Source organism: Aquabacterium sp., from assembly GCF_036279655.1.
Classification (GTDB): Bacteria; Pseudomonadota; Gammaproteobacteria; order Burkholderiales; family Burkholderiaceae_C; genus Aquabacterium.
In genome coordinates this window covers 1-14,051 of record NZ_DASUIT010000088.1, presented here as the reverse complement: position 1 = coordinate 14,051, position 14,051 = coordinate 1, and the positions used below count along the sequence as shown (strand labels likewise).

The following is a 14,051-nucleotide window of genomic DNA, read 5'->3' as shown; positions in this document are numbered from 1 at the left end:
CCAGGCCCTCCCCGGCCTCAAGCACGCACACGGGCACCGACACCATCGGCCAGCGAGGCGAGCACCGCCTTCATGGCCGCATCGATGCGATCGTCCGTCAAGGTCTGCTCATCATCTCGCAGTTCCACACGAACCGCCAGGCTGCGCTCATTGTCGGCCATGCCGGCCACAGGCGTCTTGGGCTTGTAGATGTCGAACAGGCGGGCACCACGCACCAGGCCCTCGGTCTGAGCCTGAGTGATGGCGGTGATCAGCGCATCGTGCGCCGTGCTGTCATTGACCACCAGCGCCAGATCGCGGTAGACCGACTGCATCTTGGGCACGCTGGTGAACACCGGCACCACACGCTGGGTCAAGACCTCGGCATCCAGCTCGAACAGCACGGGGGCCTGGGGCAGATCGTAGGCCTGACGCCACTTGGGATGCAGCTCGCCGATCACGCCCACCGCCCGCCCATCGACGATGACCTGAGCGCAACGACCTGGGTGGAAAGCGGGATGCTCGAACGCCACAAAGCGCGGCTGACGCGGTGCCAGCAGGGCCTCGACATCGCCCTTGACGTCGAAGAAGTCCACCGCGCGCGAGGCGCTGCCCCACTGCAGGGCGTCGGCCGGACCGTAGGCCAGCGCGCTGACGCGCACGGGCTGATCGAAACCACCCACCGTCTGATCGCTGTCCACCACGGACGCATCGCGTTTGAACACGCGGCCCACCTCGAAGATGCGCACGCGCTCGGCCTTGCGGGCCAGATTGGTCTTGAGCACCTCGACCAGGCTGCCGATCAGCGTGGAGCGCATCACGGCCAGGGGGCTGGCGATCGGGTTGAGCACACCGATGGGCTGGGTGTTGCCAGCAAAGTCGGCTTCCCAGCGGGCCTCCACAAAGCTGAAGGTGATGGCCTCCTGGTAGCCACGCGCAGCCACCGAGCGGCGCACGGCATACAGGCTGCGCCGGGCCTCGGGGCGCACCTCGGAGACCACAGGCGCCTTGGGCGCGCGCTGGGGCAGCTTATCGAAGCCGATGACACGCACGACTTCTTCGATGAGGTCTTCTTCGATCTGCAGATCGAAGCGCCAGCTCGGCGGCGTGACGGTCAGGTGGGTGTCACCATCCACCTGCGCCGTCGTGAAGCTCAGGCCCAGGCGCTGGAACACGGTCTCGCATTCCGCCAGCGTCACAGGCATGCCGATCACGCGCTGAGCGCGCGACAGGCGCAAGGTGACCGGCTTGCGCTCGGGCTGCTGGACGATCTGGTCGTTGAGCGGGCCCGCCTGGCCACCGCAGATCTCGATGATCAGGCGGGTGATGCGCTCCAGATAGCGGGCCACCGGCTCGGCATCGACGCCCCGCTCGAAGCGGTGCGAGGCATCGGTCGAGAAGTTGTAGCGGCGAGCGCGGCCCGCGATGGCCTTGGGCCACCAGAAGGCTGCTTCCAGATAGACGTTGCGGGTGTCGTCACCAACGGCCGTGGCATCACCGCCCATGATGCCGGCCAGGGACTCGACCTGGTTGTCGTCGGCGATCACGCCGACCTGCTCGTCCAGCGTGATGGTCGTGCCGTTGAGCAGCTTGAGCTCTTCACCCGCACGGCCCCAGCGCACATTCAGCCCGCCATGGATCTTGTCCAGATCGAAGACGTGCGAGGGCTGCCCGAGTTCGAACATCACATAGTTGGAGATATCCACCAGCGGCGAGACCGAACGCTGACCACAGCGGGCCAGGCGCTCGACCATCCAGTCGGGCGTCCGGGCCTGGGGGTTCACCCCCTGAATGACACGACCGGCGAAACGGCCGCACAGATCGGAGGCCTGCACGGACACGGGCAAGGTGGCATCGATGGCAGGCACCACGGGCTCGATGGTCGGCAGCGTCAAAGGCGCACCGGTCAGGGCCGACACCTCGCGGGCAATGCCCGCCACACTCAGACAATGCGCCAGATTGGGCGTGAGCTTGAGGGTGAACAGCGTGTCATCCAGGCGCAGGTGCTCACGGATGTTCTGACCGATGGGGGCGTCGTCGGCCAGGATGTGCAGGCCATTGGATTCTTCAGAGACACCCAGCTCGCGCGCCGAGCACAGCATGCCCTGGCTCTCGACGCCACGCAGCTTGCCCAGCTTGATCTTGAAGGGCTTGCCATCGGCGCCCGGGGGCAGCTCGGCGCCCACGGTGGCGCAGGGCACCTTGATGCCCGGGCGCACATTGGGCGCACCACACACGATCTGCAGCACGGCGCCCGTGCCGGCATCGACCTGGCACACATTCAGGCGGTCGGCATCGGGATGCTTGGCCACGCTCAGCACATGGCCCACGACCACGCCGGTGAAGGCTGGTGCCACGGGCTCCAGCTCCTCAACCTCCAGCCCGGCCATGGTCAGCAGGTCGGCCAGTTGTTGGGTGCTCAGGTCGGGGTTGCAGAACGATCGCAGCCAGGACTCGGGGAATTGCATGTCGGGGATCCTTGGGAATCTTGATTCGGTGCGCCGTGCGGGCGATCAGGCCTGCGAGAAATCGGCGTCCAGCACCACACGGTAACGAGCCTTGCCTGCGCGCAGGTGGTCCAGCGCATCGTTGAGGCGGCTCATGGGGAAATGTTCGGTCTGGGGTTCGATGCCATGGCGGGCCGCAAACTCCAGCATGGTGTCGATGTCCTGACGCGAGCCCGTGGGCGAGCCCGACACGCTGCGCTGGCCACCCAGCAGAGGGCCGGCCTCGACTTCCATGGGCTGCGGCAGCACGCCCACCAGATGCAGTCGGCCATTGGGCGCCAGCGTGCCCATCAGAGCCTTCCAGTTGAGCATCACGTTGACCGTGACCAGCACCATGTCCAGACGGCCACGGATGGCCTTCATGGCATTGGCATCCACACTCGACACCACGTGATGGGCCCCCAGTTGCAGGGCCTCCTCGCGCTTGGACTCGCTGGAGGTGAAGGCCGTGACCTCGCAGCCCCAGGCGCGCGCAAACTTCAGGGCCAGATGGCCCAGGCCACCGATGCCCACCACACCCACGCGGTGCGTCGGCTTGATGTCGAAGTTCAGGAACGGTGAAAACACGGTCACGCCGCCACACAGCAGCGGCCCCACCTTGGCCGGGTTCAGCGCCTCAGGGATGGGGCAGACCCACAACCAGTGCGCGCGCACGCGCTCGGCAAAACCGCCGTGGTGCCCAATGATGGTGGGCTGCCCGGCACGGCACAGCTGCGGCTGACCGCTCAGGCAGGCCGGGCAGGACATGCAGCTGCCACTGAGCCAGCCCAGACCCACACGCTGGCCCAACTTGAGACCTCGCGTGCTGCCCCCCAGCGCGACCACCGTGCCGATGACCTCATGGCCACCCACGATGGGATAAGGCATCGGCCCCCACTCGCTGTCGATCACCGACAGATCGGAGTGGCACAAGCCGCAATGCTCGACGCGGATCTCGACCTCTTCGGCCCCCAGCGGACCGGGGTCGTAGCTGAACGGCACGACAGGCTTGGCAGCCTCCTGGGCGGCCCAGGCGCGGATGGGGGTCGGTGTGCTCATGGCGTGCTCCTCTCGGGTGGGGTCAGGGCTGACAGGGACAGATCACTGGAACTGCTGCAGGAAACGCAGATCGTTGTCGTAGAAGAGCCGCAGATCGTTGACGCCATAGCGCAGCATGGTCAGGCGATCGGGGCCCAGGCCGAAGGCAAAGCCGATGTAGTGCTCAGGATCGAGCCCGAAGTTGCGCACAACGTTGGGGTGCACCTGACCTGCCCCGCCGACTTCGAGCCAGCGGCCCTTGAGGGGCCCGGAGGCAAAGGCGATGTCCACCTCGGCCGACGGTTCGGTGAAGGGGAAGAAGGAGGGACGGAAGCGGATGTCCAACTCGTCCGTCTCGAAGAAGGTGCCAAAGAAATCACCCAGCACGGCCTTGAGGTCGGTGAAGCTGACCGACTCGCCGATCCACAGGCCTTCGCACTGATGGAACATGGGCGAGTGGGTGGCATCGCTGTCCACACGGTAGGTGCGGCCCGGCGCGATGACGCGGATCTCGGGCATGCGCTCACCGCGGGCGATGCGCTCGGCATTGTCCTTGACATGCTGCACGGCATAGCGCACCTGCATCGGACTGGTGTGCGTGCGCAGCAGATGACCGCCTTCGACGTAGAAGGTGTCGTGCATGGAGCGGGCAGGATGGTCTTCGGGTGTATTGAGCGCCGTGAAGTTGAACCAGTCGGCCTCGATCTCGGGGCCGTCGGCCACGGCGAACCCCATGGAGCCAAAGATGGCCTCGATGCGCTCGATGCTCAGGGACACCGGGTGCAGCCCCCCCTCGCCACGACGGCGACCCGGCAGGCTCACATCCAGGCTTTCGGCGCGCAGTTGTTGCGCCAGCTCGGCATCGGCCAGCGCCTGGCGGCGCTCATTGAGGGCAGCCTCGACGCGCTGCTTGGCCTGGTTGATGGCAGCGCCACGGGTCTTCTTGTCTTCCGGGCTCAAGGCGGCCATGCCCTTGAGCAACTCGGTCACGCTGCCGGACTTGCCCAGAAAGCGAGCCTTGGCGTTTTCAAGGTCGGCGGGGGTGTCGGCCGCTGCAAAAGCCTCTTGGGCCGAGAGCACCAGTGCGTCGAGATCGTTCATGGTCTTGTGTCGAAAAAAAAGGCCAACAGAACTGTTGGCCTTTAGATCACCGGACGATCCTGAGGGAGCGAGCCCCGACAGGCATGGTCCGGCGCAGCATCTTTTGCTGGTCGCTCAATGATGAATCAAGCAGCCAGTTGAGCCTTGGCCTTTTCAACGATGCTGGCAAATGCAGCGGGATCGTTGACAGCCATGTCGGCCAGCACCTTGCGGTCGATCTCGATCGATGCCTTCTTGATGCCAGCAATGAACTTGCTGTAGGTCAGGCCGAGTGCACGGCTACCGGCATTGATACGAGCGATCCACAGACGGCGGAATTCGCGCTTTTTGGCACGACGGTCACGGTAGGCATATTGCCCAGCCTTCATGACGGCCTGTTTGGCGATGCGGAACACGTTCTTGCGGCGGCCACGGAAACCCTTGGCGAGTGCGAGAACTTTCTTATGACGAGCGCGGGCTGTTACACCACGTTTGACGCGAGGCATGGATGACTCCTTCGGCGTTAATGTCTAAACCAGATACGGGACGTTGTTGCGATGTCGATGACCGATTACAGGCCAGCGAAAGGCAGCATCTGAGCCATGTGGCCCATGTTCGTCTCGTGCACGTTCACAGCGCCGCGGAGCTGACGCTTGTTCTTCGTGGTCTTCTTGGTCAGGATGTGACGCTTGAAGGCTTGACCGCGCTTGACGGTACCACCCGGACGCACGCGAAAACGCTTCTTCGCACTGCTCTTGGTCTTCATTTTGGGCATGTTCTGCTCCTTTTACGTTGTTCCCGCCAGGCGCCACGGAAGTCCGTTTCCGTGTCTTGATGGCCTGCAGGCACTTTGATCGAGAAGGCGGTGACCAAACCACCTCTCGTTTGCCGACCCTCTGGCGCAAACCAGAGCATCAGCCCACCCGAACCCAATAAAAGGCTCGGGCGAAACCCGGTATTGTAAGAGAGAAATGAAAGCCTGTGGGCTTATTTCTTCTTCTTGGGGCCCAGAATCATGATCATCTGGCGCCCTTCCAGCTTGGGCATGTTCTCGACCACCGAGCAATCGGTCAGGTCGTCACGCACGCGCTCGAGCAAGCGCAGGCCCAATTCCTGGTGAGTGATTTCGCGGCCACGGAAGCGCAAGGTGACCTTGCCCTTGTCGCCTTCTTCCAGGAAGCGGCGCAGGTTGCGCAGCTTGATCTGGTAGTCGCCTTCGTCGGTGCCAGGACGGAACTTCACTTCCTTGACTTCGATGACCTTCTGCTTCTGCTTGGCATCGTGAGCCTTCTTCTGCTCCTGGTACTTGAACTTGCCGTAGTCCATCAGGCGGCAGACCGGAGGATCCGCCGTGGCAGCCACTTCCACCAGATCCACGTCGGCCTCGCCGGCGAGGCGCAGGGCTTCCTGGATGCTGACGATACCAAGGGGCTCGTTCTCGACGCCATTGAGGCGGACTTCGGGAGCCATGATTTCACGATTCAGCCGATGCTTGCGCTCGTCGTTGCGCGTACGGCGGTCAAAAAAGTTAGCGATGTTGAATTCCTTCTGGCCACGGGCACTTCACGCCCGAACCGGTTAAACACGACCACGCACCCAGGCAAACCCGATGGAGCAGGCGCGGGCTTGACAAGGGCCCACGCACACTCCGACCTCAGGCCTTTGCGGCGATGTCTTGACCGATCTTCTGGGAGAAGTCTGCGAGTGACATCACACCGAGGTTCTGGTTACCCCGGGCGCGCACGGCGACGGTGCCGTCCAACTTCTCCTTGTCACCGACAACGATGAAGTAAGGCACCTTCTGTAGCGAATGCTCGCGGATTTTATAGGTGATCTTCTCGTTGCGCAAATCCAACTGCACGCGAAGTCCCTGCTTCTGCAGCGTTTTTGCAATGTCTTGCGCGTAATCAGCCTGTGCATCGGTGATGTTGAGCACCACCGCCTGCACCGGCGCCAGCCACACGGGCAGAGAGCCGGCATGCTGCTCGATGAGGATGCCGATGAAGCGCTCCAGACTGCCCAGGATGGCCCGGTGCAGCATCACCGGATGGCGACGCTCGCTGGTGTCGGCCACGTACTCGGCGTTCAGGCGCTGAGGCATGGAGAAGTCCACCTGGATGGTGCCGCACTGCCAGTGGCGACCCAGTGCATCCTTCAGCGTGTACTCGATCTTAGGGCCATAGAAGGCCCCGTCGCCCGGGGCAATGGTGAACTCGCTGCCCGTGGCGCGCAGCGACTCCATCAAGGCGCTCTCGGCCTTGTCCCAGACCTCGTCGGAGCCAATGCGGTGCTCAGGGCGCGTAGCGACCTTGTAGATGATGTCGGTGAAGCCAAAGTCCTTGTAGACCTTCTGCAGCAAGGCCGTGAAGTCCACGCATTCGGACAGGATCTGATCTTCGGTACAGAAGACGTGACCATCGTCCTGCGTGAAACCACGCACGCGCATGATGCCGTGCAGGCCGCCCGAGGGCTCGTTGCGGTGGCACTGGCCGAACTCACCGTAGCGCACCGGCAGGTCACGGTAGCTCTTGATGCCCTGGTTGAAGATCAGGATGTGGCCGGGGCAGTTCATCGGCTTGAGCGCGTAGTCGCGCTTTTCCGATTCGGTGGTGAACATGTGGTCGCGGTACTTGTCCCAGTGGCCGGTCTTCTCCCACAGGGTCTTGTCGATGATCTGCGGCCCCTTGACCTCTTGGTAGCCGTTGTCACGGTAGACCTGACGCATGTACTGCTCCACGGCCTGCCACACCGTCCAGCCCTTGGGGTGCCAGAACACCACCCCCGGCGCGTGATCGTCGATGTGGAACAGGTCCAACTCGCGGCCCAGCTTGCGGTGGTCGCGCTTTTCAGCCTCTTCCAGGCGCGTCAGGTACTGCTGAAGGTCGTCCTTGGTGGTCCAGGCCGTGCCATAGACACGCTGCAATTGTTCGTTGCGATGATCACCGCGCCAGTAGGCGCCAGCCACCTTCATCAGCTTGAAGTGCTTGAGCTTGCCGGTGCTGGGCACGTGGGGGCCACGACACAGATCGGTGAAGGCGCCCTCTGAGTAGAGCGACACATCCTGATCCGCAGGAATGCTCTCGATGATCTCGGCCTTGTAATGCTCACCCAGGCCCTTGAAGTAAGCCACCGCCTCATCGCGCGGCAACACCTTGCGCTCGACCTTCTCGTCCTTCTTGGCGAGCTCGGCCATCTTCTTCTCGATGGCTTCGAGGTCTTCCGGCGTGAAGGGGCGCTTGTAGGCGAAGTCGTAATAGAAGCCGTCTTCGATGGTCGGGCCGATGGTGACCTGCGCCTCAGGGAACAGCTCCTTGACGGCATAGGCCAGCAAGTGGGCGGTCGAGTGGCGGATGATGTCCAGGCCTGCGTCGTCCTTCTCGGTGATGATGGCCAGCGCGGTGTCGGCTTCGATCAGATGACTGGTGTCGACCAGGCGAGCGGCCTCGCCCTGCCCCACGCGACCCGCCAGCGCCGCTTTGGCCAGACCGGCGCCAATGGAGGCTGCCACCTCGGCAATGGTCACCGGGCCGGGGAATTCACGCTTGGAGCCGTCAGGCAATTGAATCGAAATCATGGTGTGGAAACCTGTGTTGGGTGTGCGCCTGTTGATGTGTGCGAAACAGGCAACAAAAAAGCGCGGGGGGGCGCCGCGCTTTCTGGTGTCAGGGTAAGAAATGCGAAAGCAGCGGCCAGCCGACTAGACCTCGGTCGAGGTAGATGGGGTGGTCGAAGTTCGCGGTGTCATAACCGGATGTGCCTTTCTACGTTTCTTACCGTTGCACGGAGCGCGACGCATCATGCGGTCGCCATGAACGGCATTGTAGCAACAGACACCCGGAGGAAAGAAGATGGAGGCGCGGGCCGGAGTCGAACCGACCTACACGGATTTGCAATCCGGTGCATAACCGCTTTGCTACCGCGCCTCAGCAAAGACCCAGGTGGTCTTTGTGAAAAAGGGAAGCCAACTGTCGTTGACTTCCCTTCAGAACTGGAGCGGGATAAGAGGCTCGAACTCTCGACCTATACCTTGGCAAGGTATCGCTCTACCAACTGAGCTAATCCCGCGTATCGTCTGACATGATCACCACCTAAATGGCGAGCAATCAGCGAAGACTTGAACTATACATCGACTTCAGCCCACTTTGCAAGCAAAGCCAAAAATTTTTGCGCTTTCGCCGCTACACTCGCTGCGCTGCCCCGGTGGTGAAATCGGTAGACACAGCGGACTTAAAATCCGCCGCCGCTCACACGGCGTGCCTGTTCGAGTCAGGTCCGGGGCACCAGCGTGAGAGGCCTCACGCGGCGTCGCGCTGAGCCAGTTTGTGCGCTGCACCACCACTCAGGGCATACAGCACCCCGGTCGTGCGACCTGCGCTCTGAGCACGCAGGCGACGCATCACGATCGACGCCACCACCAGCCCCCCACCCAGCACCAGCAGGTACAGACCCAGCACATCCAGGAAGTTCTGCTTGTTGTTCAGGGCGCGCGCGATGCCCAGGAAACTGGCAAACACCCAACCGGAAGAGCTCAAGGTGCCCATCAAGGTCATCAGGGCGGCCGCGCGAGGCGCGGCATCGCTCAGACGCACGCCCTGACGCACATACGAGAAGGCCACCCGGTGCAGGAACACACCATTGACGGTGAGCATGAGCACCACGATGACCTTCATCCAGAGCTTCTGGTTCATGAGGTAGGCGGGATTGCCCATCCAGCCCAAGGCGCAGATGGCCAGACCGGTCAGCCACAGCAGCCACAAGGCGGGCGTCACCACCCGTTTCGTGCCGTGGATCTTGTCGCAGTCATCGCTGCTCAGCGACTGGTTGTAGCGCGCCAGGATGTGCACATCGGCCCGCAAGATGGCCGCCAGCGCCAAGGCGCTGACCACGAAGTGGACAAACACCAAACCCGTCTTCAACACCTCATCAACCGTCATGCGGTCCTCCTTTGGAAGTGATTCACTCAGATCGCCGCCACCCCGCCCCAACTTGTTGAATGTGGGTTGTCAGAACTGCGACAGTTACAACTTTACTGATAAATCCGGCAAAAACGGAAGGCATTACCCAAAGTACGACGGGGGCATTCCCTAGTCATGAGAATCTGCTATTGACAACCCTCATTCACGCGCCGAACCCCTCATCAGCGGGTTGATTTAGACGTCAAAAAACAACACTTCATGACTTGAAGCGCGCAGTCATCACCCGGGTTTATTCGCCCACTCGAATGAGTGATCCGACCCTCGCGCCCATGGCCCATGATGGCCATCCACCCGCCGGAAAGCGCCGAAGACCCGCGTCCTTGCCCCTCCATCTCACGCTCCATGGATCGCATCGTTGATCACCTGCGCCAGCGAAGTCAGGATCAATTCTTCGGGCGCGACACCGAGTTGCGCCACTTTCGCCACACCCTGGCGGAGGATCTGCCGCGCACCCACATCTTCTTGATTGACGGGCCGGGCGGGGTCGGCAAGACAGCGTTGCTGGAGCAGATGCAATGGCTCGGTCGGCAAGCAGGCATGGACTGCATCCGCATCGATGGCCGAGACATGGAGCCCTCGGCCTACGGGGTACTGCACAGCCTGGCATCGTCACTGGGGTTGCCGCCCACACAAGCGCTGATGCCTACGATCCTGCAGGCATGGCGCCAGCAACCCCGACGCCTTCTGCTGATCGACACCTTCGAGCATCTGGTCCATCTGGAGCGCTGGCTGAGAGACCAGTTGCTGGCCGAATTGCCACGCCAAAGCATCGTCGTGCTGGCGGGACGCCATCCCCCGGACGAATCATGGACGTCTGACCCGATCTGGTCTCATGGCACCCAGGTGATCCGCCTTCGCAACCTGTCCAGGCAGGACTGCGAGCGCGTGCTGACCGCCAGAGGCATGACACCCGAGCAATGCACGGCCACCGTCCGTCTCAGTCATGGACACCCCCTGACCCTGATGCTGCTGAGCGAGCTGATCGATGCGCATGGCGAGGTGCCCACATCCCTGGGCACCGACATGATTAGGCGCCTGACCGAGTGCTTTGCGGCGCACGCGCCCTCGCCTTTGCACCGACAGGCCCTGGAGGTCAGTGCCTGCGCTCGCGTCACCACCGAGGGCTTGCTGGCCGCCATGACCACCCCCACAGATGCCGCCCATCTGTTCAAGTGGTTGAGCTCCTTGAGCTTCATGGAGGTCGCCAGCGAGGGCCTCTTCCCTCACGATCTGGTCCGTGACGCGATCATGGCGGAGATGCGCTGGCGCCATCCCGAGCAACTCGCACATGGCGCCGGGCAGTTGTTGCAGCACTACCTGACACAGGCCCGAACAGGCGGCGCCGCCGCACGCCATCAAGCGGCCCTGAACATCTTTTTCATGAACCGAGGCAGCCCGGTGATGCGTCACTTCGTCGACTTCACTGCACTGGGATCAGTGCAGTGCGAACCCGCTGCGCCCCGCGACCAGCCAGAGATCGCCGCCCTGACAAGAACCGAGATGGGTCCGCTGCACGAGCGCTGCCTGCATCATTGGCAAGGCCACGACGCAGCCACCTGGTGGGTGGTTCGCGACCATGAGGGCACCATCCGGATCGCCATGCTCTGCCTGGAGCTTCAGCGCCTGCCGCCCGACGCCCAGCATGACGACCCGGCCTTGTCCCAGCTCCAGCAATGGCTGGATCGCCAGCCTCCACGGCATGTGGGCGAGCGCGTGCTCTACAGCCGAATGACCATCGCACGGGGTGGTCTTCAAGCGGCAGGCATTTTCCTCAATGCGCTGCAGACGCGAACCTTCTCGATGTGGATGAACGAGCCGGATCTGGCCTGCTTTGCCATGACCGTCATCGAACCCGAACACTGGCGCCCGATGATGAGTCACATCGACTTCCACCAGATCGAGCCGGAGGGTCTGGTGATGGATGGGCAACGCTTCGGCACCTTCGCACACGATTGGCGCGCAGCCCCTCTGAGCGACTGGCTGGAGCGGATGGGGGCTTCAGTCCTGTATCCGGATCATCTGGAGCCTCCCCTCCCCGCTGGCCACGGACCGCAGAGGCTGTCAGAGTCGGACTTCAAGAATGCCGTGCATGAGGCCCTTCGGCACTGGCACGATCCCGTCATGCTGGGTCGCAACCCGCTGCTGTCCAGCCCACTGCTGCAGGCGGATCGGGGCACATCCGATCCCGCCTGGGAGCCCTTGCGTCGCCTCATCCGGTCCACGGCAGACAGCCTGTCCGCACAGCCCCGACAGACGCGCTTCATGCGGGCCATTGAGCTGACGTACTGGCGTCCCGCAGGCTCTCAGGAGCTGGCGGCCGAGCGCCTGGGCATCCCCTTTGGCACCTACCGATACCAGTTGCGCATGGGCGTCGAGCGCCTCGCCCAGGCCTTGTGGCTCAGGGAAAACGACCGGCCCCACAGCACGCCAAGGACGATGGATTGAACATCTTTTGAACTGTCATTTCGACAGCCCTTGTGGGCATCCTCACGCTGTTCATTCACAGGAGGAGACCCCATGTTCATGCTCAAGATGTCCCACCCCACGCCTCGCCTGGTCCTGGCCTGCGCGCTGGCCACCGCGATCGGCCTGAGCCACACGTCAACACAGGCAGCCCCTCAGGTCAGCACCATGAGCGGCCTCCTTCAGGGCCACACCGCCGATGGTGTGCAGCAGTTCCTGGGCATCCCCTACGCAGCGCCCCCCGTGGGATCGCTGCGCTGGAAGGCCCCTCAGGCAACTGCGCCCTGGCAGGGTGTCCGCGACGCGACCCGCATCGGCGCCGCCTGCCCACAGCTGCCTGGCAACTACTCACACACAGCGACCAGCGAAGATTGCCTGAACCTCAATGTCTATGTGCCCGCAGCCCCTCAAACCACCCCCCGCCCCGTCATCGTCTGGGTCCACCCTGGCTCGTTGACCATGGGCTCGGGCAGCGACTTCGACGGCACAAGCCTGGCACGTCGCGCCAATGCGGTGGTCGTCACCATCAACTATCGACTGGGGGTGCTGGGTTTCCTCAGCACCACCGAACTGCAACAGGAAGCCGCGGCTGGCAGCTATGGCATACAGGATCAGCAGCAGGCGCTGCGCTGGGTGCAGGCGAATATCCGCGCCTTCGGTGGTGATGCCGGCCGCGTCACCCTGGCTGGCAACTCCGCAGGCGCGGCAAGCAACTGCGTCCATCTGGCCTCCCCCGCATCGGCCGGCCTCTTCCACGGGGTCATCATGCAGAGCGGCCCCTGCGTGCGCATGGGCAATCGAACACCCGAACAGGCCCGCACCCATGGCGATGCCTATGCCAGCCTGGTGAACTGTCCGATCGGCCCGGGCCAGTTGGCCTGCTTGCGCTCACGCTCCGCGCAAGAGTTGGTGGCGGTGGCCGGCGATGGGCTCGATGCCCTGCAAAGCACCAACCCCTGGAGCCCCTTGGTCGATGGCGTGATCCTTCCCCGCAAACTGACGGACATGATCCGCGATGGCGAGATCCACAAGGTGCCGGTGCTGATCGGCACGACGGCACAAGAGGGACGCTTCTTTGTGTCCTACGCCTTTCATCAAAAGCGCGGTCGCGCCATGAGCGCCGAGGACTACATCTCGGCCGCCGAGGTGATGACGGGCAGCGCTTTTGCCGGCAGCACCTCCCGCAGCCTCTACACCGCCTCTCAGTATGGAAGCCACGATCTGGCCATGTCGGCCTTGATGACCGATGCGGGCTTTGCCTGTCCGGCCCTGACGGACGCCCGGAGGCTGTCACGGCACACCGCTGTCTACGCCTACGAGTTCACCGATGAGCGGGCCCCGGCCCCTGCGGATGGATTCTTTGAACTCGGGGCGTATCACACGTCAGAGCTGCAATACCTGTTTGGCGCGCCCGTGTTTGCCACCCAGGTGAACGGCTCGCTCGACGCGGCGCAGCGAGCACTGGGCGATCAGATGGTGAACTACTGGGCTGCTTTTGCCGCCACAGGGACCCCTCATCACACCGGTCAAGCACAGTGGACGAAGTTCAACGAATGGACCATGCCCATCATGAACCTTGCGCCCACGCAAGTGGGGCTACAGCCCTGGGGCGCCTTTGCCAAGGCGCATCGCTGCCTGACGTGGTCCCTGCTCTTTTCCCTCAGCGGTCAGTCTTGAACGCTGAGCGCGGGCCCCTGAGATCGGTAAAAAAAACGGCACCCGAAGGTGCCGTTTTTGGTTCTGCGCTGTTCAGCACACAGGCCTTGCGGCCTGCGCCGATCAGTGGAACTGTTCTTCTTCGGTCGAGCCGGTCAGGGCCTTCACGGAAGACGAGCCACCCTGGATCACGGTGGTCACGTCGTCGAAGTAGCCAGCGCCCACTTCTTGCTGGTGCGACACGAAGGTGTAACCCTTTTCGCGAGCTGCGAATTCGGGCTCTTGCACCATGTTGGTGTAGTGCTTCATGCCTTCGCCGCGAGCGTAAGCGTGGGCGAACTGGAAGGTGTTGAACCAGTTGATGTGGATACCA

Annotated in this window: 10 protein-coding genes, 3 tRNA genes and 1 pseudogene; 3 read left to right on the top strand and 11 right to left on the bottom strand. The window is 63.1% G+C overall.

All coding sequences use genetic code 11. The features are described 5' to 3' along the window. Positions 1-17: 17 nt before the first annotated feature. From pheT to VFW84_RS10600, 9 genes are all read right to left on the bottom strand, one after another. Positions 18-2,447, bottom strand: coding sequence for a phenylalanine--tRNA ligase subunit beta (gene pheT / locus VFW84_RS10640; protein WP_329680427.1), 2,430 nt, complete (start codon positions 2,445-2,447; stop codon positions 18-20). Between the two features lie 45 nt (positions 2,448-2,492). Continuing rightward, entirely contained in the window at positions 2,493-3,524 is a 1,032-nt protein-coding gene (gene ahr / locus VFW84_RS10635; RefSeq protein ID WP_329680426.1) for an NADPH-dependent aldehyde reductase Ahr, read from the bottom strand. Between the two features lie 42 nt (positions 3,525-3,566). Beyond that, positions 3,567-4,604, bottom strand: a complete 1,038-nt coding sequence (gene pheS / locus VFW84_RS10630; RefSeq protein ID WP_329680425.1) for a phenylalanine--tRNA ligase subunit alpha — start codon at positions 4,602-4,604, stop codon at positions 3,567-3,569. Between the two features lie 125 nt (positions 4,605-4,729). Next, a complete protein-coding gene (gene rplT / locus VFW84_RS10625) occupies positions 4,730-5,089 on the bottom strand; it encodes a 50S ribosomal protein L20 (RefSeq protein WP_035034889.1) in 360 nt (119 codons plus the stop codon). A gap of 65 nt (positions 5,090-5,154) precedes the next feature. Further along, entirely contained in the window at positions 5,155-5,358 is a 204-nt protein-coding gene (gene rpmI / locus VFW84_RS10620; protein ID WP_028601240.1) for a 50S ribosomal protein L35, read from the bottom strand. A gap of 212 nt (positions 5,359-5,570) precedes the next feature. Continuing rightward, positions 5,571-6,119: a translation initiation factor IF-3 gene (gene infC, locus VFW84_RS10615; protein ID WP_329680442.1), complete on the bottom strand. Its 549-nt coding sequence runs from the start codon at positions 6,117-6,119 to the stop codon at positions 5,571-5,573. 118 nt (positions 6,120-6,237) lie between these two features. Then, positions 6,238-8,157 (bottom strand): threonine--tRNA ligase, encoded by a 1,920-nt coding sequence (thrS, locus tag VFW84_RS10610; protein ID WP_329680424.1) that lies wholly within the window; start codon positions 8,155-8,157, stop codon positions 6,238-6,240. A gap of 275 nt (positions 8,158-8,432) precedes the next feature. Further along, positions 8,433-8,506, bottom strand: a tRNA-Cys gene (locus VFW84_RS10605). A gap of 66 nt (positions 8,507-8,572) precedes the next feature. Continuing rightward, a tRNA-Gly gene (locus VFW84_RS10600) sits at positions 8,573-8,648 on the bottom strand. Between the two features lie 129 nt (positions 8,649-8,777). Here VFW84_RS10600 and VFW84_RS10595 point away from each other — a divergent pair. Continuing rightward, positions 8,778-8,866: transfer RNA gene (locus tag VFW84_RS10595), tRNA-Leu, on the top strand. 12 nt (positions 8,867-8,878) lie between these two features. On the opposite strand, the gene VFW84_RS10590 is transcribed toward VFW84_RS10595, so the two are convergent. After that, positions 8,879-9,517, bottom strand: a complete 639-nt coding sequence (locus VFW84_RS10590; RefSeq protein WP_329680423.1) for a hypothetical protein — start codon at positions 9,515-9,517, stop codon at positions 8,879-8,881. Positions 9,518-9,901: 384 nt separating this feature from the next. Between VFW84_RS10590 and VFW84_RS10585 the strand changes: the two genes are divergently transcribed. After that, entirely contained in the window at positions 9,902-12,004 is a 2,103-nt protein-coding gene (locus VFW84_RS10585; RefSeq protein ID WP_329680422.1) for an ATP-binding protein, read from the top strand. Between the two features lie 72 nt (positions 12,005-12,076). Beyond that, complete coding sequence (locus VFW84_RS10580; protein WP_329680421.1) at positions 12,077-13,699, top strand: carboxylesterase/lipase family protein; 1,623 nt, start codon at positions 12,077-12,079, stop codon at positions 13,697-13,699. A gap of 102 nt (positions 13,700-13,801) precedes the next feature. Here the strand turns inward: VFW84_RS10580 and VFW84_RS10575 are convergent. Continuing rightward, positions 13,802-14,051: pseudogene (locus VFW84_RS10575) on the bottom strand (isocitrate lyase); the annotation flags it as partial.

Bases quoted from the DNA above. Each gene is read 5' to 3' on its own strand.
- pheT (WP_329680427.1), bottom strand. From the start codon at position 2,447: ATGCAATTCCCCGAGTCCTGGCTGCGATCGTTCTGCAACCCCGACCTG.
- ahr (WP_329680426.1), bottom strand. From the start codon at position 3,524: ATGAGCACACCGACCCCCATCCGCGCCTGGGCCGCCCAGGAGGCTGCC.
- pheS (WP_329680425.1), bottom strand. From the start codon at position 4,604: ATGAACGATCTCGACGCACTGGTGCTCTCGGCCCAAGAGGCTTTTGCA.
- rplT (WP_035034889.1), bottom strand. From the start codon at position 5,089: ATGCCTCGCGTCAAACGTGGTGTAACAGCCCGCGCTCGTCATAAGAAA.
- rpmI (WP_028601240.1), bottom strand. From the start codon at position 5,358: ATGCCCAAAATGAAGACCAAGAGCAGTGCGAAGAAGCGTTTTCGCGTG.
- thrS (WP_329680424.1), bottom strand. From the start codon at position 8,157: ATGATTTCGATTCAATTGCCTGACGGCTCCAAGCGTGAATTCCCCGGC.
- VFW84_RS10590 (WP_329680423.1), bottom strand. From the start codon at position 9,517: ATGACGGTTGATGAGGTGTTGAAGACGGGTTTGGTGTTTGTCCACTTC.
- VFW84_RS10585 (WP_329680422.1), top strand. From the start codon at position 9,902: ATGGATCGCATCGTTGATCACCTGCGCCAGCGAAGTCAGGATCAATTC.
- VFW84_RS10580 (WP_329680421.1), top strand. From the start codon at position 12,077: ATGTTCATGCTCAAGATGTCCCACCCCACGCCTCGCCTGGTCCTGGCC.